The sequence below is a fragment of the Geodermatophilus sp. URMC 64 genome (assembly GCF_053502555.1).
Genome location: NZ_CP199955.1, coordinates 3,524,067 through 3,548,227 on the forward strand (window position 1 = coordinate 3,524,067; position 24,161 = coordinate 3,548,227).

23 protein-coding genes are annotated in these 24,161 nt (G+C 73.0%); 13 read left to right on the plus strand and 10 right to left on the minus strand.

Going from position 1 to position 24,161, the window contains the following annotated elements:
* Nucleotides 1-38: 38 nt before the first annotated feature.
* Both ACWIYF_RS17145 and ACWIYF_RS17150 read right to left on the minus strand, forming a co-directional pair.
* Nucleotides 39-2,765 (minus strand): AAA family ATPase, encoded by a 2,727-nt coding sequence (locus ACWIYF_RS17145; protein ID WP_448624037.1) that lies wholly within the window; start codon nucleotides 2,763-2,765, stop codon nucleotides 39-41.
* Between the two features lie 49 nt (nucleotides 2,766-2,814).
* Nucleotides 2,815-4,170, minus strand: a complete 1,356-nt coding sequence (locus ACWIYF_RS17150) for an FAD-binding oxidoreductase (RefSeq protein WP_448624038.1) — start codon at nucleotides 4,168-4,170, stop codon at nucleotides 2,815-2,817.
* Between the two features lie 199 nt (nucleotides 4,171-4,369).
* Between ACWIYF_RS17150 and ACWIYF_RS17155 the strand changes: the two genes are divergently transcribed.
* From ACWIYF_RS17155 to ACWIYF_RS17175, 5 genes are all read left to right on the plus strand, one after another.
* Nucleotides 4,370-4,603, plus strand: a complete 234-nt coding sequence (locus ACWIYF_RS17155; protein ID WP_448624039.1) for a heavy-metal-associated domain-containing protein — start codon at nucleotides 4,370-4,372, stop codon at nucleotides 4,601-4,603.
* Nucleotides 4,604-4,629: 26 nt separating this feature from the next.
* A complete protein-coding gene (locus ACWIYF_RS17160) occupies nucleotides 4,630-5,037 on the plus strand; it encodes a hypothetical protein (protein ID WP_448624040.1) in 408 nt (135 codons plus the stop codon).
* An 11-nt stretch (nucleotides 5,038-5,048) separates the two neighbouring features.
* On the plus strand, nucleotides 5,049-8,258 hold the full coding sequence (locus tag ACWIYF_RS17165) for a heavy metal translocating P-type ATPase (protein WP_448624041.1): 3,210 nt from the start codon (nucleotides 5,049-5,051) through the stop codon (nucleotides 8,256-8,258).
* Complete coding sequence (locus ACWIYF_RS17170; protein ID WP_448624042.1) at nucleotides 8,255-8,707, plus strand: N-acetyltransferase family protein; 453 nt, start codon at nucleotides 8,255-8,257, stop codon at nucleotides 8,705-8,707. Before ACWIYF_RS17165 ends, ACWIYF_RS17170 begins: the two co-directional genes overlap by 4 nt.
* Nucleotides 8,708-8,785: 78 nt before the next feature.
* Entirely contained in the window at nucleotides 8,786-9,622 is an 837-nt protein-coding gene (locus ACWIYF_RS17175; protein WP_448624043.1) for a slipin family protein, read from the plus strand.
* A 19-nt stretch (nucleotides 9,623-9,641) separates the two neighbouring features.
* On the opposite strand, the gene ACWIYF_RS17180 is transcribed toward ACWIYF_RS17175, so the two are convergent.
* Nucleotides 9,642-10,361: a YcnI family copper-binding membrane protein gene (locus tag ACWIYF_RS17180; protein WP_448624044.1), complete on the minus strand. Its 720-nt coding sequence runs from the start codon at nucleotides 10,359-10,361 to the stop codon at nucleotides 9,642-9,644.
* Between the two features lie 152 nt (nucleotides 10,362-10,513).
* The gene (locus tag ACWIYF_RS17185; protein ID WP_448624045.1) at nucleotides 10,514-11,542 is read right to left on the minus strand and encodes an ion channel; all 1,029 of its coding nucleotides are present in this window, start codon (nucleotides 11,540-11,542) and stop codon (nucleotides 10,514-10,516) included.
* Nucleotides 11,543-11,651: 109 nt separating this feature from the next.
* Between ACWIYF_RS17185 and ACWIYF_RS17190 the strand changes: the two genes are divergently transcribed.
* From ACWIYF_RS17190 to ACWIYF_RS17215, 6 genes are all read left to right on the plus strand, one after another.
* Complete coding sequence (locus ACWIYF_RS17190) at nucleotides 11,652-12,140, plus strand: SixA phosphatase family protein (protein WP_448624046.1); 489 nt, start codon at nucleotides 11,652-11,654, stop codon at nucleotides 12,138-12,140.
* 48 nt (nucleotides 12,141-12,188) lie between these two features.
* Nucleotides 12,189-14,033 (plus strand): NAD+ synthase, encoded by a 1,845-nt coding sequence (locus ACWIYF_RS17195; RefSeq protein WP_448624047.1) that lies wholly within the window; start codon nucleotides 12,189-12,191, stop codon nucleotides 14,031-14,033.
* Nucleotides 14,030-14,860, plus strand: coding sequence for a 3-methyl-2-oxobutanoate hydroxymethyltransferase (gene panB / locus ACWIYF_RS17200; RefSeq protein WP_448624048.1), 831 nt, complete (start codon nucleotides 14,030-14,032; stop codon nucleotides 14,858-14,860). Before ACWIYF_RS17195 ends, panB begins: the two co-directional genes overlap by 4 nt.
* Nucleotides 14,861-14,912: 52 nt before the next feature.
* Nucleotides 14,913-16,031, plus strand: coding sequence for a nucleotide disphospho-sugar-binding domain-containing protein (locus ACWIYF_RS17205; protein WP_448624049.1), 1,119 nt, complete (start codon nucleotides 14,913-14,915; stop codon nucleotides 16,029-16,031).
* A gap of 10 nt (nucleotides 16,032-16,041) precedes the next feature.
* Nucleotides 16,042-17,157 (plus strand): glycosyltransferase, encoded by a 1,116-nt coding sequence (locus ACWIYF_RS17210; RefSeq protein WP_448624050.1) that lies wholly within the window; start codon nucleotides 16,042-16,044, stop codon nucleotides 17,155-17,157.
* Nucleotides 17,158-17,249: 92 nt separating this feature from the next.
* On the plus strand, nucleotides 17,250-18,104 hold the full coding sequence (locus ACWIYF_RS17215) for an alpha/beta fold hydrolase (protein WP_448624051.1): 855 nt from the start codon (nucleotides 17,250-17,252) through the stop codon (nucleotides 18,102-18,104).
* On the opposite strand, the gene ACWIYF_RS17220 is transcribed toward ACWIYF_RS17215, so the two are convergent.
* The 3 genes from ACWIYF_RS17220 to ACWIYF_RS17230 form a co-directional block, all read right to left on the minus strand.
* The gene (locus tag ACWIYF_RS17220; RefSeq protein ID WP_448624052.1) at nucleotides 18,053-18,424 is read right to left on the minus strand and encodes a DUF2784 domain-containing protein; all 372 of its coding nucleotides are present in this window, start codon (nucleotides 18,422-18,424) and stop codon (nucleotides 18,053-18,055) included. The two genes, ACWIYF_RS17215 and ACWIYF_RS17220, sit on opposite strands and share 52 nt — an antisense overlap.
* 113 nt (nucleotides 18,425-18,537) lie before the next feature.
* Nucleotides 18,538-19,230, minus strand: a complete 693-nt coding sequence (gene npdG, locus ACWIYF_RS17225) for an NADPH-dependent F420 reductase (protein WP_448624053.1) — start codon at nucleotides 19,228-19,230, stop codon at nucleotides 18,538-18,540.
* 56 nt (nucleotides 19,231-19,286) lie between these two features.
* Complete coding sequence (locus ACWIYF_RS17230) at nucleotides 19,287-19,469, minus strand: hypothetical protein (RefSeq protein ID WP_448624054.1); 183 nt, start codon at nucleotides 19,467-19,469, stop codon at nucleotides 19,287-19,289.
* A gap of 234 nt (nucleotides 19,470-19,703) precedes the next feature.
* Between ACWIYF_RS17230 and ACWIYF_RS17235 the strand changes: the two genes are divergently transcribed.
* Complete coding sequence (locus ACWIYF_RS17235) at nucleotides 19,704-19,931, plus strand: hypothetical protein (protein ID WP_448624055.1); 228 nt, start codon at nucleotides 19,704-19,706, stop codon at nucleotides 19,929-19,931.
* A 664-nt stretch (nucleotides 19,932-20,595) separates the two neighbouring features.
* Here the strand turns inward: ACWIYF_RS17235 and ACWIYF_RS17240 are convergent.
* The 3 genes from ACWIYF_RS17240 to ACWIYF_RS17250 form a co-directional block, all read right to left on the minus strand.
* On the minus strand, nucleotides 20,596-20,862 hold the full coding sequence (locus ACWIYF_RS17240) for a hypothetical protein (RefSeq protein ID WP_448624056.1): 267 nt from the start codon (nucleotides 20,860-20,862) through the stop codon (nucleotides 20,596-20,598).
* A gap of 317 nt (nucleotides 20,863-21,179) precedes the next feature.
* Entirely contained in the window at nucleotides 21,180-22,058 is an 879-nt protein-coding gene (locus tag ACWIYF_RS17245; RefSeq protein WP_448624057.1) for a DUF6414 family protein, read from the minus strand.
* 254 nt (nucleotides 22,059-22,312) lie between these two features.
* Nucleotides 22,313-22,795 carry a cupin domain-containing protein gene (locus ACWIYF_RS17250; RefSeq protein WP_448624058.1) on the minus strand — a complete coding sequence of 161 codons (483 nt, stop codon included), beginning with the start codon at nucleotides 22,793-22,795 and terminating at the stop codon, nucleotides 22,313-22,315.
* 142 nt (nucleotides 22,796-22,937) lie between these two features.
* On the opposite strand from ACWIYF_RS17250, the gene ACWIYF_RS17255 reads away from it, so the two are divergent.
* Nucleotides 22,938-24,077: a diguanylate cyclase gene (locus ACWIYF_RS17255; protein ID WP_448624059.1), complete on the plus strand. Its 1,140-nt coding sequence runs from the start codon at nucleotides 22,938-22,940 to the stop codon at nucleotides 24,075-24,077.
* Nucleotides 24,078-24,161: the final 84 nt, after the last annotated feature.

Below are 24,161 nucleotides of genomic sequence, written 5' to 3' on the forward strand. Positions count from 1 at the left end.
GAACCGCGACCGTTCCTCGGACCGGCGAAACCACCGGGTCAGTCGAGGGCGAGGGCGGCGAGCTCCGTGCGGCTGCTGACCCCGAGCTTGGTGAACACGTTGCGCAGGTGGAAGTCGACCGTGCGGGGGCTCAGGAACAGCCGCGCGGCGATGTCGCGGTTGGTCAGACCCTGGCGCACCAGCCCGGCGACCTGCTGCTCCTGCGCGGTGAGCGTGGGCAGAGCGGCGTCGTCCCGCCGGCGCGCGGTCTCGCCCGAGGCACGCAGCTCCTGCCGGGAGCGCTCGGCCCAGGGCTCGGCGCCGAGGTCCTCGAAGGTCTCCAGCGCGGCGCGCAGGTGGGTGCGGGCGTCGACCCGGCGGCGGGAGCGGCGCAGGAACTCGCCGTACGCCAGCTGGGTCCGCGCCCGGGCGGGCACCCGCAGCGACCCGGCGTGCGCGTCCAGCGCCCGCCGGAAGTGTGCCTCGGCCTCCGCGCCGTCACCGAGCACCCCGCGACCGTGCTCGGCCAGCGCGGTGGCCCACGCCGAGCCGGTGGCCTCCGCGAAGCCGGCGAGGTCGGCGAGCCACTCGTTCGCCAGTTCCGGCCGCCCGGCGTGCACCGCGGCCTCGATCCGGTCGAGGGCCGCCCAGCGCTGCACGATCGGGTGCTCCAGCTGCTGGAGGTACCGCAGCGAGGACGCCGTGCCGGCGCCGGCCCGCACGGCCCGCGCCCACCGCGCCAGGTCGGGGACAGTCCCGGCCAGGATCCCGAGGGGATGGCCGGCCACGACCTCGTCGAGCGCGGCCAGGTGCAGGTCGGCCGCGGCGGCGTCCCCCCGCCACGCCGCCACGAGCGCCAGCACGGCCAGCGGCAACCCGGTGAGCCCGCGCTGGCCGGTGCTCTCGGCCAGCGGCAGCGCCTCGGTCGCACCGGCGACCGCCGCCGTCCAGCGCCCGGTCGCCAGCTGCGGGAGCGCCCGCCGGGTCAGCGCGTAGAGCACCATCACCAGCGCGCCGGTGCCGCGGGCCCGCGCCAGCAGCCGGTCGTCGAAGCGGAACGCCGCCTCGTCGTCCCCGATGTGCAGGGCGGCGATGCCCAGGTTGGGTAGCAGGTCCTGGTCGTCGTCGGCGAGGTCCTCGGCCAGCGCGAGCGCTCGGTGCAGGTGCGTCGCGGCGAGGCCCCAGTCGCCCGAGGCCACCGCGGCCAGGCCGCGCAGCAGGTCGTCGAAGCAGCGCACCCGCATCGGCGCGTCCGGCGGCGGCACCGGCACCAGGGACGTCGGGTCGATCCCGGTGCCCGACCGCGCCCCGAAGGCGGCCAGGGCCGCCGCGAACATGGCCATCTCCCGGGCGCGCTGCTCGTCGGACGGCGCCACCTCGGCCGCGGCCTCCAGCACCAGCCGGTGCCCCAGGTCCAGCGATCCGGTGTTCCACTCGATCCGCGCCCGCAGCCGCCGGACGTCGGCCAGCAGCCCCGGCTCCTCCGCCTGCGCCGCCGCGGCGTCGGCCAGCCCCCGCGCCCGGGCCGGCTGGGCGGCCAGCCAGGCGCAGCGCGCCGCCGTGTAGAACCGCTGCGCCCGGGCCTCCCGGCCCACCGACAGCTCGGCGGCCCGCTCGGCCGCGGCCGAGGCCGACTCGTGACCGCCGCGGTGGTGGGCCCGCTCGGCCGCGCGGTCGAGCTCCGCCACGACCGCCTCGTCGGGTTCCGCGACGGAGGCCGCCAGGTGCCAGGCGCGGCGGTCCGCGTCGTCGGCGGTGGTGGTCATCGCCGTGGCGAGGGCTCGGTGCACCCGCCGCCGTTGGGTGCCGGTCGCGGCGCCGTAGACCGCGGAGCGGACCAGCGGGTGCCACAGCTCCACCGTCCCGCTCCGGAAGCTGACCAGCCCGGAGCGCTCGGCGGCCTCCAGCCCGTCCTCCCCCACCCCCAGCTCGGCGACGGCGCCGCGGACGGTCGCCACCCGCCCCGAGTCGTCCGCCGCGGCGACCAGCAGAACGGTCTGCGCGTCCTCGGGCAGGCGCCGGCAGCGGTCGAGGAACGCCCGCTCGACGCCCTCGGTCAGCGGCAGCCGCTCGGGCAGCGCCGCCGTCCCGGCCAGCTGGTCGGTGCCCAGTGCGCGGGTCAGTTCGACCAGCGCCAGCGGGTTGCCGCCCGTGCTGGCCACCAGGGTCTCGCTGACCGCCGGCGGCACCGGCACACCGGCGCGGTCGCTGAGCAGCGCGCGGGCCGCGTCCCGGTCGATGCCCCCGAGGTCGACCGCCGGGAGGTCCCCCGCGTCGAAGGTCCGGACATCGCCGGTGCGGGCGGCGAACAGCACGCCGACGTGCTCGAGCTCCAGCCGGCGGGCCACGAACAGCAGCGCCCCGGCGGAGGCCTCGTCGAGCCAGTGCGCGTCGTCGACGACGGCGAGCACCGGCTCCCGCTCCCCCGCCTCGGCCAGCAGGCTCAGCACCGAGAGGTAGACGAGGAACCGGTCGTCGGCGCCGCCCTCCACCTCCCCGAAGACGGCGCGCAGCGCCCGGGTCTGCCGCGCGGGCAGGCGGTCGGCGAAGGCCATGACCGGCCGCAGCAGCCGCTGCAGCGCGGCGAACGGGAGCGGGAACTCCGACTCGATCCCCTGGGTCCGCAGGACGGTGAGGTCCTCGGCGACGGCGACGGCGTCGGCCAGCAGGGCGGACTTGCCCACGCCGGGCTGCCCGCGCAGCACGAGGGCGCCGCCCCGGCCGGCCCGCGTCCGCTCGACCAGGTCGGCGACCGCGGCCCGTTCGGTCTCGCGGCCCTGCAGCACGGGTGCGCAGCGTAGTTGCGGGACGGGACCGGCCGGTGGACCGGCGGTCCTACGGCCGGATGTTCTGGTTGCTGCGGAACACGTTCTGGGGGTCGTACCTGCGCTTGAGGTCCGCCAGCCGCGCGTAGTGGTGGCCGTACGCGGCGCGGACCCGCTCGTCGCCCTCCTCGCTGAGGTAGTTCACGTAGACGTCGCCGGTGCTGTACGGCTGCATGGCCTCCCAGAACCTCCGGGCCCAGTCGACGTGGGCCTCCTGTTCCTCGGGCTGCGACCAGATCGCGGCGATGATCAGGTCGTACGCGGCGTCCCGGTGCCCGAAGGCGGTCGCGTCGGCCGGGACCCGGGCGACCGCCCCGCCGAACTGGTCGATGATGACCGCCGGCCGCAGCGAGGGCGCGGCCTCCATGAAGTCGACCATGGTCTCGATCGCCCCGTCGCTGAGCTCGCCGATGTTGCTCGACTTCCAGTAGTTGAGCAGCCCGTAGGGAAAGTCGGCGTCGTAGGCCCGCTGGACGTCGCAGTAGCTCATCGGCCCGATCACGACCTCGAGCGGGGTGCCGAACTCGCGCACCGGCCTGAGCACGGCCTCGGCTGTCTCGAGCGGCCCGGCGTAGACGACGAACAGCAGGACCGCCCGCTGCCCGTCGGGCAGCGCCGCCAGCCCGAACTCCACGAACAGGTCGTCCGGCGCCGACCCCGCGTAGTCCCGGTAGAACCGGAACACGTCCCGGGCGGCGCTGAAGGGATACAGCGCCGGGCCCGCGACCAGCTGCCCCACCGGGTGCAGCCGGTACTCGAAGGAGGTGACGACCCCGAAGTTCCCGCCGCCTCCGCGCAGACCCCAGAACAGGTCGGCGTTCTCCGAGTCGCTCGCGGTCAGGAACCGACCGTCCGCGGTGACGACGTCCGCCGACAGCAGGTTGTCGCAGGTGAGCCCGAACTTCCGCTGCAACCAGCCGATCCCGCCGCCCAGGGTCAGCCCGGCGATGCCCGTCGTCGAGACTGCACCGCCGGTGGTCGCGAGCCCGAAGGCCTGTGTCTCCCGGTCGAACTCACCCCAGGTCAGACCGGCCTGCGCCTGTGCGATCCGGCGGCCCGGGTCCACCCGCATCCCCTTCATCGGAGACAGGTCGAGGACGATCCCGTCGTCGCAGACCGCCTTGCCCGCGACGTTGTGCCCACCGCCGCGTACGGCGATCGGCAGGTCGTGCGTGATCCCGAACTCCAGCGCGGCCATCACGTCGGCCACGCCCGTGCAGCGGGCGATCACCGCCGGCCGCTTGTCGATCATTCCGTTGTGGACCCGGCGAGCGGTGTCGTACTCCGCGTCGGCCGGGCCGATCACGGCACCCCGCATCTGCGCCCTCAGCGAGTCGAATGCGGGACTTTCCAGCAGCAGCGTCATGGCGCGGCTCCTCTCCGGACCGGGGAACCATCGCGCGGCCGCGCCCGGACCCGCCAGAGCCGTCCGGCCCCGTCCTCCCGGTAATCGCCCCGGTGACATCCCGGTGATCGACCTGGCGATTTCCCCGGCGCCAGCAGGGTGCCGCCGGACCGAGTCTCGGTCCGTCCGATCCACCCCGATCCCGGAGGTTCCGATCCCGATGCTGAGCAACACCCCCCGCGCCTTCGTCGGCACGACCACCTTCCAGGTCACCGGCATGACCTGCGACCACTGCCGGCGCGCGGTCACCGAGGAGATCGGCCGCGTCGACGGCGTCACCGGCGTGGTCGTGGACGTGCCGACCGGCACGGTCACCGTCTCCGCCGAGCACCCGGTCGACCGCGCCGACATCGCCGCCGCCGTCGACGAGGCCGGCTACGTCCTCGTCCCCTGACCCGCCGCCCACCCTGGAGGCCTCCCATGAGCACGCTGCACGAGCACCGCCTCAGCAAGAAGAAGTTCGTCCTGCACTACCTCGAGATGGTCGTCGCGATGGCCGTCGGCATGGTGGCGCTCCACCCCGTCTGGTCGTTCCTGCTCGACGTCCTCGACGCGTCCTGGCTGATGTCGAACGACTACACCGGCGCGCTGATCATGGCGACCAACATGACGGTCGCGATGTCGGCCTGGATGCGCTTCCGCGGCCACGGCTGGCAGCCGATCGCCGAGATGGGCGTCGCGATGTACCTGCCGTTCGTCGTCCTGTTCCTGCCCCTGGCGCTCGGCCTGATCACCTCGGGCGGGCTGATGCTCTGGGGCCACGTCGGGATGCTGTTCGCGATGGCGCTGGCCATGGCGCTGCGCCCGGCCGAGTACGCGCACTGCTGAGGACGCCGGCCATGACCACCACCACTCCCCCCACCGTGTGCGACACGTTCACCGTCGGCGGCATGACCTGCGCGTCCTGCGTCGGCCGGGTCGAGAAGGCGCTGCGCCGGGTCGACGGCGTCCGCGAGGCCGCGGTCAATCTCGCCACCGAGACGGCGACCGTGGAGTACGACGCCGGCCTGGCCGGCCCCGCCGACCTGGCCGCGGCGGTCGCCAAGGCCGGCTACAGCGCCACGCTGCGCCGTCCCGACCCCGAGCCCGCCGCGCCCGCCGCGGAGCAGCCGGAGGACGACGGGCTGACCACCCTGAAGCGCCGCTGGCAGGTCGCGCTGGCGACCGGCCTCGGGCTCATGGCCGTCATGTACGTGCCGCTGCACCTGGACACGATGGACTGGCTGATGCCGGCGATCCTCGTCGTCGCGACCGTCGTGCAGTTCTGGGCCGGCCGGGACGTCTACCGCGCGGCCTGGGCCGCCGCCCGGCACCGCAGCACGACCATGAACACCCTCGTCGCGCTCGGCACCGCCGTGGCGTACGGCTACAGCGCCTTCGTCACGCTGTGGCCGGGCCTGGCCGAGAGCTGGGGGCTGCCGCTGCACGTCTACTTCGAGACGTCGCTGGTCGTCATCGCCCTGGTGCTCATGGGCCGCTGGCTGGAGGCGAAGGCGAAGAAGCGGACCGCGGCGGCGATCACCGCGCTCGTCGGCCTGGCCCCGAAGACCGCCCGCGTCCTGCGCGGCGACGTCGAGGTCGACGTCCCGGTCGAGCAGGTCGTCGCCGGCGACCTGGTGCGCGTCCGGCCCGGCGAGAAGGTGCCGGTGGACGGCGTGGTCACCGCCGGCCGCACGGCGGTCGACGAGAGCATGCTGACCGGCGAGAGCCTGCCGGTCGAGAAGGCCGTCGGCGACACCCTCATCGGCGCGACGCTCAACCGCACCGGCTCGGTGGTGCTGCGCGCCACCGCCGTCGGCGCCGACACCGCGCTGGCCCAGATCGTGCGGCTGGTCGAGGACGCGCAGGGCGCCAAGGCGCCGATGCAGCGGCTGGTCGACCGGGTCGCCGCGGTGTTCGTGCCGACGGTGCTGCTGCTGGCCGCGGCCACGTTCGCGGTGTGGGCGCTGTTCGGGCCCGAGCCCGGCCGGCTCACGATGGCGATCACCACGACGGTCGCCGTCCTGATCATCGCCTGCCCGTGCGCGCTGGGGCTGGCCACGCCGACGGCGGTCATGGTCGGCACCGGGCGGGCCGCGGAGCTCGGCGTCCTCATCGGCAACGGCGAGGCGCTCGAGCAGGCCCGCCGGCTGACCGCCGTCGTCCTCGACAAGACCGGCACGATCACCCGCGGCCGGCCCGCCGTCGTCGACGTCGCCGTGCGGCCCGGCTGGACCGAGGCCGAGGTGCTGGCCCTGGCCGGCGCCGCCGAGACCGGCAGCGAGCACCCGCTCGGCGAGGCGATCGTCGCGGCGGTCCGCGAGCGCGGCCTGCCGCTGCCGGTCGCGGAGTCGTTCGAGGCCGTGCCCGGCCGCGGCGTGGACGCCGTCGTCGCCGGCCGGCGGGTGCGCGTCGGCAACCGCGCCCTGCTGTCCGGCACGGACCTGGGCGGGCTGGACGACGCCGGCCGCGCGGCCGCCGCGGCCGGGCGGACGCCGATGTTCGTCGCCGTCGACGGCGAGGCCGTCGCGGTGGTGACCGTGGCCGACCCCGTCCGGCCGGAGTCGGCGGACGCCGTCGCCCAGCTGCAGGCGCTCGGCCTCGAGGTCTGGATGCTCACCGGCGACAACGAGGCGACGGCCCGGTCGGTGGCCGCCCAGGTCGGCATCGCGAACGTGATCGCCGACGTGCTGCCGGCGCAGAAGGACGCGGCGGTGGCCCGGCTGCAGGCCGACGGCCACGTCGTCGCGATGGTCGGCGACGGGATCAACGACGCCCCGGCGCTGGCCCGGGCCGACCTCGGCATCGCCATCGGCACCGGCGCGGACGTCGCGATCGCGGCGTCCGACGTGACGCTGATCGGCGGCGACCTGCGCGGCATCGTGTCGGCGATCGCGCTGTCGCGGCGCACCGTCGCCACGATCCGGCAGGGCCTGGTGTGGGCCTTCGGCTACAACGTGCTGCTCATCCCGGTCGCCGCGGGCGCCCTGTACTGGTGGGACGGGCTGCTGCTCGACCCCGTGCTGGCCTCGGCCGCCATGGCGATGAGCTCGGTCAGCGTGGTGACCAACGCGCTGCGGCTGCGCCGGTTCCGCCGCCCGTCCGGCGCCGCGGAGATCGCGCACCCGCCGCTGCGGACGCGGCTCTCCTCCGCGGCGTACCTCGCGACGGTCGCCGTCGTCGCGCTGGCCCTCGGCGCCGGGTTCACCTGGGCCTCGCGCACCGAGGCGGCCACGCGCGGCATGAACGGCCTGCTGGCCTGGACCGAGTCGACCGGGATGCCGATGCGGCCCGCGATGAGCGAGATGATGACCGCCGAGGTCGAGGCCGGCGAGGCGGCCGAGGCGGGGCTGTCCGTCCGGCTCGACGTCCCGGCCGACGTGCGCCCCGGGCGGCCGGCGCGGGTGACCGCGACCGTCGTCGACGAGGCCGGCCGGCCCGTCGAGGACCTCACCCGCAGCCACCAGGCGTGGATGCACCTCATCGCCACCCGCGCCGACCTGGCGACGTTCGCCCACGTGCACCCCGAGCCCACGGGCAACCCGGGTGAGCTCGCCGTCGACCTGGTGTTCCCGACCGCCGGCGACTACGTGGTCAACACGGAGTTCCGGCTGCGGGGCGAGATGGCCGACCTGCACCAGCGGCAGGTGGTGACCGTGCGCGGCACGGCGCCGGCGGCCGAGGTCGCCACCCCCGGCCCGCGCAGCGTGGTCGTGGACGGCGTCCGCGTGCAGCTGCGCGGGGACGCGGAGGTCGGCTCGCCCAGCGACCTGGCGTTCGTGCTCAGCGACACGGCGACCGGCCGCCCGGTCGACGACCTGCAGCCCTACCTGGCCGCGGCCGGGCACATCGTGGTCATGCGGGCGGACGGCGAGACCTTCGCCCACGAGCACGCCGAGGTCACCGACCCCGACGGCCGGCCGGTGTTCGCCGTCCCGGGCACCCGCTTCGGCCCCGAGCTGGACGTGCACGCCGAGTTCGACACCCCCGGCGTGTACCGCCTGTGGGCGCAGTTCCGGCTGGCCGATGGCCGGGTCATCACCGCCCCGTTCACCGTGAGCGCGTCGTGACGGCCCACGTGCGCCGGGCCGGCCCGGCCGACGCCGGTGTCGTCCTGGCCATGGTCCGCGAGATCGCGGCGCAGGAGGGCGACGCGTACGAGGGCACCGAGGAGCGCTGGGCCCGGATGCTCGGTCGGGAGGACGTGGTCGTCCTGCTGGCCGAGCGGGACGGCGCGCCGGTCGGGTACGTGTCGGCCCTGCGCGGGCTGCACCTGTGGGAGGGCCGGGACATCCTCCGGCTCGACGACCTGTTCGTCCGCGACGGGCACCGCGACGCCGGCGTGGGCCGGCTGCTCATGACCGGACTGGCCCGGCTGGCGGCGCCCGAGCGGCTGCTGATCCGGTGGGAGATGCAGGAGGACAACGTGGCGGCGCAGCGGTTCTACCGCCGGCTGGGCGCGTCGCTGCGCACCAAGGTGATCGCCGCGTGGCAACCGGACGGCGGAGTTCCGGCCTAGCATGTGGGCGCCATCACGGGGCGCCGCGGCACGGGCGCGACCTGCGCGTCCGCCGCGGCGCCGGTGGCGGAGGGCGAGATGGATGCCGTTCTCGCAGTGCTGGTCATCGTGTTCCTGTGCGGGCTGGTGCTCGCCGGCGCGAGCGTCCGGGTGGTCAACCAGTTCGAGCGGGGCGTCGTCCTCCGCTTCGGCCGGCTCCGCGGTGAACCCCGCGAGCCCGGGCTGGCGCTGATCGCCCCCGGCGCCGACCGGCTGCACAAGGTGAACATGCAGGTGATCACCATGCCGGTGCCGGCTCAGGAGGGGATCACCCGCGACAACGTCACCGTCAAGGTCGACGCCGTCGTCTACTACAAGGTCTACGACCCGGTGCGGGTGGTCGTGGGCGTGCAGAACTACCAGGCCGCGATCGCGCAGGTGGCGCAGGCGTCGCTGCGGTCGATCATCGGCAAGAGCGACCTGGACGACCTGCTGTCCAACCGCGAGCGGCTCAACCAGGGCCTGGAGCTGATGCTGGACAACCCGGCGGTCGACTGGGGCATCCACATCGACCGCGTCGACATCAAGGACGTCGCCCTGCCCGAGTCGATGAAGCGGTCGATGTCGCGGCAGGCCGAGGCCGAGCGCGAGCGCCGCTCGCGCGTGATCACCGCCGAGGGCGAGCTGCAGGCCTCGGAGAAGCTGTCGCAGGCGGCGAAGGTCATGAGCGAGCAGCCCGCGGCCCTGCAACTGCGGCTGCTGCAGACGATGGTCGAGGTCGCCGCCGAGAAGAACTCGACCGTCGTCCTGCCCTTCCCGGTCGAGCTGCTGCGGTTCCTGGAGCGGGCGACACCTCCGGAGCCGTCCGCGGCTCCGGAGGTGCCTGCTCCCCGGCCGGCCACCGAGCTCACGCCGCCGTCGCCTAACGGCCGCTGAGTCCCGGGGCCCGGCGGTATCAGACGCCCGCGGTGTCCCGCTGCGGCTCGGCCGCGGCGGAGGCGGCGGGCGCGCTGCGCCGGCGGGCGCCGAGAGCCAGGGCCACACCGGCGATGCCGGCCAGCAGCCCGACGATGCCCACCACGAGCGCGGTCACGGCCAGGCCGTTGCCCTCGTCCTCGGTGCCGGCCGTAGGCGTGGTGGCCGCCGGGGCCGCCTCGTCGCCGGCCGCGGTCAGCGACAGGGTCGGCGCGGGGTGCTCCGGCTCGGCCTGGCCCTCGACGCTCGGCTCGACCCAGGCGACCTCGGTGCCGTCGTCGTAGCCCTGGATGGCGGGCAGGACGAGGCTCTCGGCGTCGGGCAGCGGGCCGGCGCTGATCGAGAAGGACTGGTACTCGCCCGGCTGGATGCCGGCCCCCGGGTCGGCGGTCCAGGTGACCTGGCTGACCGCCTCGCTGATCTCGCTGCCCTCGACGGTGACCGGCGGGTCCAGCGGGGTGGTCTCGACGGTGGCGGTCCAGCCGGGCACCGGCTTGACGCTCACGAACGCCAGCGGTGTGTCGGTGGGCAGCTGCACGCGCAGCGACGTCGTCGAGGCGGTGTCGCTCTCGGTGGGGACACGGAACGTCAGCTCGCCGAACCCGCCGGCGGCGGCGTCGGTCGAGCTGACGGTGACGTGCGCCGATGCCACCCCGACCCCGAGGGCCAGGACGGCGACGACGGCTGCGAGAGCAGCCACGGCGGCACGACGGAGACGCAAGAGCACGTGAACCCCCCGGGACACGGTCGGTCCGGCCGGTGCCGGTCCGTTCGGGAGAGATAGTCGTGCCTGGCGGGCTCCTGGTTCCTCCCCCGAAGGAGGAGTGCCGTCGAATGAGGACGGAGCCCGGCTCAGCGGCGCGCCGGCAGCCGGTCGACGTCGATGCGCTGCCGGGCCACGTAGTACAGCGTCGCGCCCACCGGGACGGGCGTGTCCCAGGGTGGGCTGACCACCAGGTCGCCGTCGGTGCGCACGGCGAGCACGGTCGCGCCGAAGCTCCGGCCGAGGAACGTCTGCGCGTCTCCGAAGGTCCCGCCGGGAAAGCCGCGCGGCACCTGCAGGGAGTACGTGTTGCCGTGGCCGCCGGCGCTCATCAGGTCGTTGTAGACCTGGGTGATGCCAGGATCGGCCGCCTCCTCGGACAGCAGGAACGGCATGTGCCATTGCACGACCTGCACACGTTCGTTGACGTAGCGCAGGTTCTCCCGGCGGCCCAGGTCCCGCACGGCGGCGACGAGGTGGATCCGCGGGTTCGCGTGGTCGACCGCGACCGCGACCGCCAGGGTCTCGTTGTCGTCGCGGACGTCGAGGATCGCCGTGCGCGCCGTCCCGACGCAGGCCCGCGTCATGACGTCGTCCCGGGTGAGGTCGCCGCGGACGAAGTGCACGGCCGGCCGGTCGGGCATGGGGTTCTCGGCGACGTCGTCCCACGCGCACAGGGCGACCCGGTGCCGGTCCTCCGCGGTCAGCTCGGCCACGATCCGCTCGCTGCGCCCGGGCGTGTAGCCCAGGAGGACGACGTGGTCCCGGAGATCCAGGGCGCCCACTCCTCTCATGCGCTTGCCCCGCGCCGTCTGGAGCGCGGTGGCCAGCTGCGTGAACAGCAACGTGAGGGTCACGATGCCGCCGACGATGACGTAGACCCCGACGACGCGGCCACCGGTCGAGACCGGGAAGAAGTCGCCGTAGCCCACCGTGGCTGCCGTGACGATGAAGTACCACCAGTAGGTGTCCGGTGTGATGAGCTCGCTGCCCGGCTCGACCCACCACATGGCCACCCAGCTGGTGAGGAACACGGCGACGGCGACGGCGACCGGCAACCTCCAGCTGCGCAGCCGGAGCCGCACGAACCGGATGAGGCGGTCGAGCACGAACGGCATCAGATCTCCTGCGAGCCCCGGACGTAGCGCGCAACGTACCGCCGGAGCTGCGGGAATCCTTCGTCCGATCACCGGCCACCGCGGTGGGCGGCGGTGCGAGACTCGGCCGGTGGAAGAGCGCCGACTCCTGCTGGTCCGCCACGCCCAGGCCGCTCACGGCGGCGCCGACGCGGAGCGGCCGCTGACCGACCAGGGCGAGCGGACCGCGACGGCGATCGGGGCGTGGCTGCTCGACGCCGGTCTGACGCCCGACCGGGTGCTCGTCTCCCCTGCCCGCCGGGCCGTGCAGACCTGGGAACGCGCCGGCGGCGAACTGAAGGCCACGGTCGAGCCGATGGTCGACGAGCGCATCTACGACAACACCGTCGAGGCGCTGCTCGCCGTCCTCCGGGAGACGCCCGAGGACGTGCGGACGCTCGCGCTCGTCGGCCACAACCCGTCGATCGGCGAGCTCGCCGGCATCCTCGACGACGGCCGCGGCGACGTCGGCGGCGGGTTCCCGGCCGGCGCCCTCGCGGTGTTCGCCCTCGCCGCTCCGTTCGCGGCCCTCGGGCCGGGCGCGGCGACCCTGCACGACTTCGCGGTGCCCCGCGCCTGAACCCGCCCCACGTGGCCGCCCCACCTGCACCGGGACGAGGATGGAGGCGTGGACGAACAGCAGCCGGTGCAGCTGCGGGTGGCCCTCGCCCAGGTCGACACCCGCGTCGGTGATCTGTCGGGCAACGTGGAGCTGGTGACCCGGTGGACGGCGAAGGCGCGGGACGCGGGCGCGCATCTCGTCGTGTTCCCCGAGATGACGCTCACCGGCTACCCGCCCGAGGACCTCGTGCTCCGCGAGTCCTTCGCGCGGGCCAGCGAGGACGCACTCGTCGAGCTCGCCGGCGACCTCGACCGGCAGGGCCTGGGCGGCACCGCCGTCGTCGTCGGGTACCTGGCGCACACCGAGGGCGCGGGCCCGGCGCCGGTCGACTCGCCGCCCACCGACGAGGACGACCGCCCCGGCGACGCCAACCCCCGCCGCGGCGCCCCCCGCAACGCCGCCGCGCTGCTGTGCGGCGGCGAGGTCGTCGCCCGCTACTACAAGCGGCACCTGCCCAACTACGGCGTCTTCGACGAGGCGCGCTACTTCGTGCCCGGCAACGAGCTGCACGTCGTGCGGCTGCACGGCGTCGACGTCGCCCTGACCATCTGCGAGGACCTCTGGGTCGAGGGCGGGCCGTGCGGCGTCGCCGGCCAGGCCGGCGTCGACCTCGTCGTCTCCCCCAACGCCTCGCCGTACGAGCGGGCCAAGGACGACGCACGGCTGCCGCTGGTCCGCCGCCGCGCGACCGAGGCGCACGCGCCGGTCGTCTACTGCAACCAGGTCGGCGGCCAGGACGAGCTGGTCTTCGACGGCGACTCGATGGTCGTGCTGGCCGACGGCGAGCTGCTCGCGCGGGCGCCGCAGTTCGTCGAGCACCTCATGTGCGTCGACCTGACGCTGGACCGGGCCGCGGTGGCCGAGCGGCGGGAGGGTCGGATCGGGCCGATGACGGTGATCCGGCACGTGGTCTCCGAGGAGCCGGTCGAGCCGTTCGAGGCGCAGCCGTGCTCGATCGCGACCCCGCTCGAGGACTGCGAGGAGGTCTGGCGGGCCCTGGTGCTGGGGCTGAAGGACTTCATCGACAAGAACGGCTTCCCGTCGGTGATCCTCGGGCTCTCCGGCGGCATCGACTCGGCGCTGGTCGCCGCGATCGCCGTCGACGGGCTCGGCGCCGACCGGGTGTACGGCGTCGGGCTGCCGTCCAAGTGGTCGAGCGAGCACTCGCTCGCCGACGCCGAGGACCTCGCGACGCGGCTCGGGCTGCACTACTCGGTCGTGCCGATCGCGCCGATCGTCGAGGGGTTCGAGCGTCAGATCGAGCTCACCGGCGTGGCGGCGGAGAACCTGCAGGCGCGCATCCGCGGCACGCTGCTCATGGGCCTGTCCAACCAGCACGGGCACCTGCTGCTGGCCACCAGCAACAAGAGCGAGGCGGCCGTCGGCTACTCCACCCTCTACGGCGACGCGGCGGGCGGGTTCGCCCCGATCAAGGACGTGCCGAAGACGCTGGTCTGGGAGCTCGCCCGGTGGCGCAACGCCTACGCCCGCAAGCACGGCGACACCGAGCCGATCCCGCAGAACTCGATCGACAAGCCGCCGTCGGCGGAGCTGGCGCCCGGGCAGAAGGACAGCGACTCGCTGCCCTCCTACGACGAGCTCGACGCCGTGATCGCCGACTACGTCGACCACGACCTCGGCATGGCCGAGCTGCTGGAGCGCGGGCACGACCCGGAGGTGGTGGCGCGGGTCCTGCGGTTGGTGGACATCGCCGAGTTCAAGCGCCGCCAGTCCGCACCGGGAACGAAGATCTCGATGAAGGCGTTCGGCCGGGATCGGCGCCTGCCGATCACCAACCGCTGGCGGGAGAGCCTGCCCAGCGTCCGCGAAGGAGCGGCATCGCACTCATGACAGAGTCGGTTCTCTACGGCGGGACGTCGTCCGCCCGGGTGCGCGTGCACCACCTGCAGCAGGCCAAGGAGCGCGGCGAGAAGTGGGCGATGCTCACCGCCTACGACACCAACAGCGCCGCGGTCTTCGAGGAGGCCGGCATCCCGGTGCTGCTGGTGGGCGATTCGGCCGGCAACGTCGTCCTCGGCTACACGAGCACAGTGCCGGTGACGCTCGACGACATCCTGCTGATGACCAAGGCGGTCACGCGCTCGACCAAGCGGGTGCTGGTGGTCGGGGACATGCCGTTCGGCACCTACGAGGCCGGGCCGACCGAGGCGCTGGCCAACGCCATGCGGCTGATGAAGGAGGGCGGCGCGCAGGCGGTCAAGCTCGAGGGCGGCGTCCGCGTGGCCCCGCAGATCAAGGCGCTCACCGAGAACGGCATCCCGGTCATGGCGCACATCGGGTTCACGCCGCAGAGCGAGCACGCCCTCGGCGGCTTCCGGGTGCAGGGCCGCGGCGCCGGCGCAGACCAGCTGCTGGACGACGCGCACGCGGTGCAGGAGGCCGGCGCGTTCGCCGTCGTCCTGGAGATGGTGCCCGCGGAGCTGGCCGCGCAGGTCACCAAGGAGCTGTCGATCCCGACGATCGGGATCGGCGCCGGGGTGGACTGCGACGCCCAGGTGCTGGTGTGGCCCGACATGGCCGGGCTGACCGGCGGCCGCGTGCCGCGGTTCGTGAAGAAGTACGCCGACCTGCGCGGGGAGCTGCTGCGGGCGGCCCGCGAGTACGCCGACGACGTCCGCAACGGCAGCTTCCCCGGGCCCGAGCACTCGTTCGACTAGACGCGCCGGACCGCCTTGTGCCGCAACCGGCGGGCGGCCAGAGTCGGGCGCCATGCGGGTCCTCGTCGTCGCCTCGCCGCTGACCGGGCACGTGCTCCCGCTGCTCCCGATCGCGACCGCGCTGCGCGATGCCGGGCACGAGGTGGTGGTCGGCACCACCGGCGACGGCCTGGCGGTCTGCGCCGGCGCGGTGCCGACGGACGACGTCGCCCCCGACCTGCGGCTGCGGCCGCTGTTCCTGCGGCTCATGTCGCGGCACCCGCGGCTCGCGCGGGAGGAGATGGCCGGCCGGGGCGGGACCCGCGTCGTCGGGCTGCTGTTCGCGGCGGTCGGTGAGCGGATGGTGGACGGCGTCGTCGGGCTGGCCGAGCGGTTCTCCCCCGACCTCGTGCTGCACGAGCCGCTGGCGGTGGCCGCCGCCGAGGCGGCCGCCCGGCTGCGGGTCCCCTCCGTGCTCGTCGACGCCTCGCTGTTCGACGCCGAGGAGCTGCTGGCCGCGACGACCGCGAGCTACGCCCCGCGCCGGGGCGCCGACGGCTTCCCGCCGCCGGTCGAGGTCCTGACCACGGCGCCGCCCAGCCTGGTCGGCGAACGGCGGGGCCGGCCGATGCGGTACGTGCCCGCCGGCTACGGGCGGCCGTTCCCCGAGGAGCTCGCGCGCCCGGGTGACCGGCCGCGGGTGCTGGTCAGCCGCAGCACCGTCGCCGATCCCCGGCGTGACCGGCTGATGAGCACGGTGGTCGACGCGGCCGCGGGCACCGACCTCGACGTCGTCCTGGTCCGGCCCGACCGCTGGGTGGGCAAGCGACAGCTGCCGCCGAACGTCCAGATGACCGACTGGCTGCCCTTTCCCACCGTGCTGCCCGCCGCGGCCGGCATCGTGCACCACGGCGGCGCGGGCACCGTGCTGACCGCGCTGGCCGCCGGGGTGCCGCAGCTGGTCGTCCGCGGCGCCGGCGACCGCCGGGTCAACGCCGATCTGGTCGCCGCCCGCGGGGCGGGCCTGGCCGCCGACCTGGGCGACCTCTCCCCCGCCCTGCTGGAGCGCCTGGTCACCGACGCGAGCCTGGCCGCGGCCGCCCGCGAGGTGGCCGCGGAGATGGCCGCCATGCCGCACCCCGCCGAGCTGGTGCCGGTCCTCACCGGGCTGGCCGCCCGGTCGACCGCGTGACCGGCCGGCCGTGCGTGCCCTCGTCGTCGCCACGCCCCTTCCCGGGCACCTGCTGCCGCTGCTCCCGCTGGCAGCGGCGCTGGAGGCGGCCGGGCACGACGTCACCCTCGCCACCTGCGGCGACGCACGAGCGGTGTGCCCGCCGCAGCTCGCCGCGGCCGACGTCGCGCCGGGCCTGCGCCTGTTCCCGCTGATGCTGCGCTTCGCCGCGCGGCACCCGAGGAAGGCCCGCGCCGCAGCAGCCGGCCGCGATGACCCGCGCGACATCGGGCTCCTGTGGGCGCCGGTCAACGCGCGGATGGCCGACGGCGTCGACGCCCTCGCCGCACGGACCCGGCCGGACCTCGTCGTGCACGAGCCGTTCGCCGTCGCCGCCGCGGACGCCGCGGCCCGGCGGGGAGTGCCCGCCGTCGTGGTGGAGCACTCGCTGTTCGACGCCGAGCAGCAGGTCGCGTCCCTCGTCACCGCCTACCGCTGGGCCGCCGGGCCGATCCCGCCCCCGGCCGAGATCCTCACCACCGCGCCGCCGAGCCTGGTCGGGCCTCGCCGCGGGCGGGCGATGCGCTTCGTGCCCGCCACCGCGGAGCGCCCGTACCCGGCGGAGTTCGCCCGCCCGGGTGACCGGCCGCGGGTGCTGGTCAGCCGCAGCACCGTCGCCGATCCCCGGCGTGACCGGCTGATGAGCACGGTGGTCGACGCGGCCGCGGGCACCGACCTCGACGTCGTCCTGGTCCGGCCGGACCGCTGGGTGGGCAAGCGACAGCTGCCGCCGAACGTCCAGATGACCGACTGGCTGCCCTTTCCCACCGTGCTGCCCGCCGCGGCCGGCATCGTGCACCACGGCGGCGCGGGCACCGTGCTGACCGCGCTGGCCGCCGGGGTGCCGCAGCTGGTCGTCCGCGGCGCCGGCGACCGCCGGGTCAACGCCGATCTGGTCGCCGCCCGCGGGGCGGGCCTGGCCGCCGACCTGGGCGACCTCTCCCCCGCCCTGCTGGAGCGCCTGGTCACCGACGCGAGCCTGGCCGCGGCCGCCCGCGAGGTAGCGGCGGAGATGGCCGCCATGCCGCACCCCGCCGAGCTGATACCGGTCCTGGCCGAGCTGGCGGCGAGCCGCCCCGGGCGCTGATCCGCCGGCCGTCGCGGCGCCGCACTTGCGATGTCGCCCGACCGGCGCGGGAGCCGACCCGCCGGTCGGGTGGCACTGAGAGGGGCGCTGCCGTGGACGACGTCGAGGTCGAGGGCGGCCGACTGGCCTACCGGCAGCAGGGCGCCGGCGAGCCCGTGCTGCTGATGCACCCCGGGTTCGTCGCCGACGGCATGCTGCCGCTGCTCGACCAGCCGGCGCTCGCCGCCTTCCGGCTCGTGCTGTACCACCGCCGCGGGTACGGACGCAGCAGTGGCGCCGGCGGCCCCGTCGGCATGGCCCGGCTGGCGCGGGACGCCGTCGCGGTGCTGGACCACCTCGGCATCGACCGGGTGCACCTCGTCGGGCACTCCCTCGGCGCGGACGTCGCCCTGCAGACCGCCCTGGACTTCCCGGACCGCGTCGCCTCCCTCGCCCTGCTGGAGCCGCTGCTCGGGTTCGCGCTGTCCCTGGAGGCCGCCGCCGGGGTCGAGGCGACGGTGCGCACGGCCCTTCCCCGGTTCGCCGCCGGGGACGCCGAGGGCGCCGTCGACGCCTGGCTGACCTCGGCGTTCGGTCCCGGGTACCGGGAGGCCCTCGAGCGCGCCCTGCCGGGGTCGTGGCCGGCGGTGGTGCGCGACGCCGCGACGGCGTTCGGCAGCGAGCTGCCGGCGCTGCAGGACTGGCCGCTCGGGCCGCAGGACCTGGCGCGGATCGACCTGCCGGTCCTGACGCTCACCCACGACGGCGACCCCTGGCCCGGGTTCGCCGAGACGCACGCCTTCCTCGCCGCCCGGATCCCCCGCTGCGCGGCCGAGGTCGTCGACGTGCCGTCGCACCTGCTGCAGCTGGCCGCGCCGGCGGCGGTGGCCGACGCGCTCGCCGCGTTCCTGGCCCGCTACCCCACCGGCTCGGACCGCCGGGCGGCCCGCACCGCGAGCAGGCCGTAGCCGACCACGTTCAGGCCGAGCGCGACCGTGTACATGCCGACCTGCACGACGGGGTCGTGCACGTCGAGCCCGAGCGGCGCGAACAGGTAGTGGCCGAGGAAGCCGCCGGAGTAATCCGACGCCCCGGCATCGGTGCGCAGCGCCAGTTCGAGCGTGGTGAGCGGGCACGCGGCCCCGGCCAGGTTGACCGCCAGGATCGCCAGCGCGACCGGCGCGTGCACGTACGCCAGCCCCCGCCAGCGGAGGGCGAGCAGTGCCCCGCACAGCATGAACAGGACGGCGGCGCCGTGCGCCACCGCGACCGCGGTCGCCAGGAGCACGGGCTCAGTCTGGCACCGCGGGGCGGTTCGACGGCCTGACTCCCGTTTCCCGTCCGGCCCCGTTCAGGGGCTCGCCCCGAGCTTGCGAGGGGTGAGGGGATCGGGGTCCTTCTTCAGACGTCGGTGATGCGCACTCCGGCGTGCGCCTTGTACCGGCGGTTGACCGACACCAGATTGATCGTCAGCGCCTCGACCTGACGGGCGTTGCGCAGCCGCCCGGCGTAGATCCCGCGCATCCCCGGCAGCCGCCCGGCCAGCGCCTGCACCAGATCGGTGGCCGCCCGGTCGTCCCCGACCACCATCACGTCGCCGTCCAGGGTCGGGCGGGCCAGGTCCTCCAGCAGCACCGCGGACAGGTGGTGGAACGCCCCCACCACGGTGGAATCGGGCAGCAGCGCGGCGGCCTGCTGGGCGACGCTGCCCTCCGCCACGTCGATGACGTGGGCGCCGAGCTCGTCGAAGCCCATCGGCACCACGCAGTCCACGACCACCTTGCCGGCCAGCGGCGCGGCCAGCGGCCGCAGGGTGTCGGCGTGCCCGCCGAAGGGCACCGCGACGATCACCAGGTCCGCCGCGCCGGCCACGTCGGCGTTGGTGCCGCCCTGCACGGAGACCTCCGCCCCTGCGAAGGTGCCCGCCCGCTCGGCCACCTGCGCGGCGATCTCGCCGCACCGGCCGGCGTCCCGCGAGCCCAGGAGGATGCGCTGCCCGGCCGCGGCCAGCCGCACCGCCAGCCCCCGGCCCTGCGGACCGGTGCCGCCCAGCACCCCGACGACGAGTTCCTCGACCGCGCGTCCGCTCGTCACGTCTCCCCTTCCCGGGGCGCCACCGCGACGTCCCGGGCCGCATCATGCCGGGTGCGTCAGTCGCCCTCCCACCTGCGGTCCTCGGCGGTCAGGCGCTCCTCGCGCTCAGCGACCGACTGCAGCGCGTGCTCGGCCTCCTCGCGGGTCGCGTACGGGCCCAGCCGGTGCCGCTCGGCGCAGCCGTCCCGCGGCTCGACGGTGTGGTGCTTGAGGCAGAAGAACCAAGGACCCTCGGCCATTGACGGTCTCCCAACTGTGGTGTTCCTTACAGCGTCACAGCGGAAGGTACACGCACCGTGGAAATCGGAACTCGGCCTTTGAGGGCACCAGCAAAAGGGATCTACGGCAATCGCCGTATACGCCTAAAAACCTCTTCAACCGTGCTGGTCGTAATGGCTGACTCCCTGACAAGAGAAAAGATTGAGACACGACTGCCAGCTATCGACAAGATTAGTGTCAGAAGGTCGGTGGCCATGGCCACCCGGTCGGCACTAGGAGTGAAGGTTCACGTCACCAATCCGCTACCCAAGCGATATACCAGCCTGCCGGACGGGGACTCCCTGCGCCTGGCGCTGATGCTGATTAAGTACGAGACACGTGAACTGCTCATGGCCTACGGCGGCCTACGATTAGGAAAAACGTGCGCCATGGCCAACTCGCAACAGGGCGGCGACCGATTGACCGTTAACCGACAGGTCTAGACCCTAACACCACGCCGGACCGACACCGCGTGCCCGCTTAGCGCCCACAAGCCTGGCTGAACGTGTTGCAACTCTCCGTCACTGGCTTCGACCCTTGTAGCGGCTCTCAGGGACACAGACAACTCAGGCGCTGTCCGCCAAGGCATCAAGCGAGCTGGACGGAAACCGGGGCTGGACCTGAGCCCGCACCTTCCCAGGCACTTCTACGCCACGACGTCGTTAGCCCCGCGGCGTTTCCATCGCTATGGTGTCCCGCCGACTTAGGCACTCAGAGTTGTCGACCACGACGAACACCTACGCCGATGCCCGGGGAACGTAGGGCAACGGATTGGCTCTTTGTCACAACTACGAGCTAGCGATCGACGGAGAGATGCTTTGATGATGACCATCTACGCGTGGTCGAACAGCATCTAGATCCAAGGTCACGAAGCGGAGGGCGTAAATAGATTCAGGATGCCGGGGCCTAGGCTCACTAAATGGGAGTGCCATTAGGCACAGGCAATTACCTCAAGCGGATTGGTGTGCACGTTCAACTTCCGACGACTAGGACGAACTTGTTTGACATCGCGCTATGAGGGTCGTTGCCTCAAGGCGCCCTTCCATAAAGCAGACGAACTACTGCTGCAGCAACCGGACCTAGCACCGTCCTTTCGGTGGCGCAGCACTATTCTGGCAGAGTCGCAGCGTTGTCATAGGTGATGAAGGCCGTTGGGATGGTAGCAGCAGCATTCTCGGTGATCGCCAGCCGAAAGGCTCGAAGTTGAATCCACTTCCTATCTTCCTCATATAGCACGTCCAACTCAGCCTCCACGACCCCCGCACGAAACCGAAACCCCGCCGGTCCTTCAAATTCTGAAAACCGTAAGATCGTCTGGCGACCGTCAACGACGAAGTTTGTGGCAAAATCCACTGTTGCATTGTCCAACTTCATTGCAGACCGGGTTCTAACGTGGTGCAGTACGACACTCTGATCACCTTGCGCAAGACTGAGTCGCAAGGCTCTGACGCCTAGGGCAACCGGGCCGGTGTTGCGCAGGGTTAGAGGAAGAAGCACCTGCGGCTCGCCCTGACGAGCGCTGGTCGCCCCGAATGTTCGGGGATAGCCAACCCTGAGTCTGCCTCGGCGAAGATTTATCCACCAGAAGCTGATGATTGTGAACAGGAGTGCCAATAGGCTCACGGTCAGGGGAAGCCAGGGAGACACACTTGACGAGGCGTTAGACGATTGGCCGCTACCTGCGAGCAGGATCAACTGTAGACCGCCAAGGGGCTCACAACAATCGCGGGGCCATGTAATACGAGCGAGTCGGGGTCAACGGCACCGCCCAACTCATCGGGCCACGTCTCAAAAAGCTTTAGAATAGCGTCTCGCAAACCTCCAGTCTGCGCACGATTGCGTCGCAGGGTGCGAGGTAAGACTTTGAGGTATTCCAAGAGGTCGAGTGTTTGCCCTCCCCTTACTTGCTGCTGCACCTTGCCTAACAGGGTCATTTCTCCATCAAAGTCTTCTCTGTCCACCAGAAGGTATCGGGGCTCAACAACACAGAGGATAGAGAGCTCGGCCTCATCGGAGCCCCGACTTAGCATCGGAACCCCTCGCTCGTCGCTGCCTTCGGCGCGGAACAGTAGGGACATGGCCGCCATCGCTTCGCGGGCCTCGGGGTCGATTGAGACGCCTGAAACACCGAGACTTCCAAGCCCCTGCATCATCTCCATCAGCTCGAATAGCGATTCGAGCATCTGCGTCACCGGAGAAGGCTCGAAGTTTCGAGTCACTTCAACGAGGGTACCCCTAGAACACTGAGCAATAGTCACGTCCGACCCAAGACGCAACATGTGCGGTTCAAGCTTGTCGTAGAGCCTAGAGAATGAGTGCTTAGCAGTGATGGTTAGAACTCTTTCCCTTACCAACTCGTGATGACGCTTACCGCCATTTGACGGCTCTTCCCCTAGTCTGGGCGAAAGCTCCCCTGTTCTCTCTACCTCACTTGCCAGGCGCACCATCTCGCGCACGCTCTCGGCATTGCCCTGATCGAACCGCGACCAATAGTCCTCCAGGCGATTCACGTCCAGGTAGAGGTAGTCCCAAAAGCGCATGGGCGCTTGAGTTTGGCCGTCCTCGCTCATCAGATCTCCAAGTTGCTCACGACGTCAGGGGGGCATCGGGTAGACATGTGCTGGCACCTAGATTCAGTCGCGCCGGGTTCCGTCCGATCACCCTTAGCCTTGCTCCGCTATCCTGTTGCTCGTCCAGGTGGAAGGACCACGGTAGCCGCTCGACGGTGTGGTGCTTGAGGCAGAAGAACCAAGGACCCTCGGCCATCGACGGTCTCCTCTCGACTCGGCGCAGAACGCCCGAGCCGTCCCCGGGCCTCCACGGTTCAGATGTCCACGTTCACCTGGTCGTGCCGGGCGTAGAACGCCGTCCGCTCCTCGGGGCTCAGGTCCGCGGGGCTGCGGCCGCTGTTGCGCAGCTCCGCCACCTCGGCGAAGAAGTTCTCCCGGGCGATGCCGGGCGCGAACAGGATGAGGAACGACGTCTCCTCGTCCCCGTCGTTGCGGAAGCCGTGCACGCCGGTCTCGTGCACCAGCGCGTAGTCCCCGGGCCGGTAGGGCTGCCACGAGCCGTTGGCGTAGACCGTCAGCTCCCCGGTGAGCACGTAGAACGACTCGGAGAACGTCTGGTGGTAGTGCGGCGGCGCGCCGGCCGAGCGGGGCGCGACGCGGTACTCCACCAGGCCGTAACGCCCGTTGGTCACGGCTCCGGTGGCGACCATGCGCAGCGAGCTGGTGGGCCCGTTGGCGACCAACGGGTGGTCGGCGAAGGTGCGGACGTCGACCAGCGACGGATCGGGATGGGACATGTCCGACACCCTGGCATCCCCGCCCGTCCGTGGCAGCCGGTGAGGACGTCGCCCCGCCACCCGCCGTCCGCGCGACCCTCACGCGGGTGATGGCGCGCGGGAACCCCCGCAGATCGCGAGAAGTACGGCATCCTCTCCGGTGATGGACGGGGGCCAGGTGGTGGACGCGGACCACGGGTCCGGGCTGGCCGCCCTGAGCCGGGGACCGGAGCACCGGGTCGCCGCGCTGACGCTCGCCGTCCTGCTGTTCCTCGGCGGCCTCATGGGCTCGGTGAACCTCTTCGTCGACGGCATGATCCACGAGGGCGCCCAGGAGTGGGTCTACGGCGGCACGATGCTGTTCTGCATGGCGACGGCGGTCGCACTGGCGGCGCGCCGGCGGGCCAGCCGCGCGCAGACCTTCGCGCTGGTGCTGCTCGGGGACCTGATCTACGTCGTCGTCGCGCTGTGCGTGGAGGACGCCGTCCGCTACGCCACGCCGCTGATGCTGCTGTTCCCGGCGTTCGTCGCCGCCTGGTTCCTCGGCCGCTGGCAGCTCGCGGTCAACCTGCTGGTGACCCCGCTCGCCGTCCTGGTGGCGATGTGGACCAGCTACGAGGACACCACGGGCCTGGTCCTCCAGGTCGTCGTCGACGCCGGGATGCTCGACGCCGCCGCCGTCGGGCTGTTCATCCTGCGCCGGCGCGTCCAGCGGCTGCTCGAGGCGACCCAGGCGCTCACGGTCATGGACCCGCTGACCGGTCTGTACAACCGCCGCTACCTGGAGGAGCAGGCGCCGCGGGTGTGGCGGCAGTCCCGCCGCGACGGCCGCCGGGTGGCCGCGATGGTGCTCGACCTCGACCACTTCAAGCGGCTCAACGACGCCCACGGTCACGCCGTCGGCGATGCCGTGCTGCGGGCGGTGGCCGGCGCACTGTCGGCGAACGTCCGGCCGGCCGACGTCCTGGCGCGCACCGGCGGGGAGGAGCTGGTCGTGCTCGGCATGGTCGGCGACGCCGCCGAGGCCCGCCGGCTGGCCGAGCGGCTGCGCGCCGCGGTCTCCGCCTGCCGCACCGACGCCGGGCACGGGGTGACCGCCTCGATCGGCGTCGCGCTGACCTGGCCGGTCGACGGCGAGGAGCCCCGCGACTGCCTGTGGCGGCTGATCGACCGGGCCGACGCGGCGATGTACGAGGCCAAGCGGCAGGGCCGCGACCGGGTGGCGGCCCTGCTGGTCCCGCAGCCCCGCCCGGCCCGCGCCGCCGACCCCTTCGCCGACACCCCGGCGAGCGACGTCGCCTGAGCTCGACCGGTGGCCGAGCTCGACCGGTGGCTGAGCTCGACCGGTGGCTGAGCTCGACCGGTGGCTGAGCTCGACCGGTGGCAT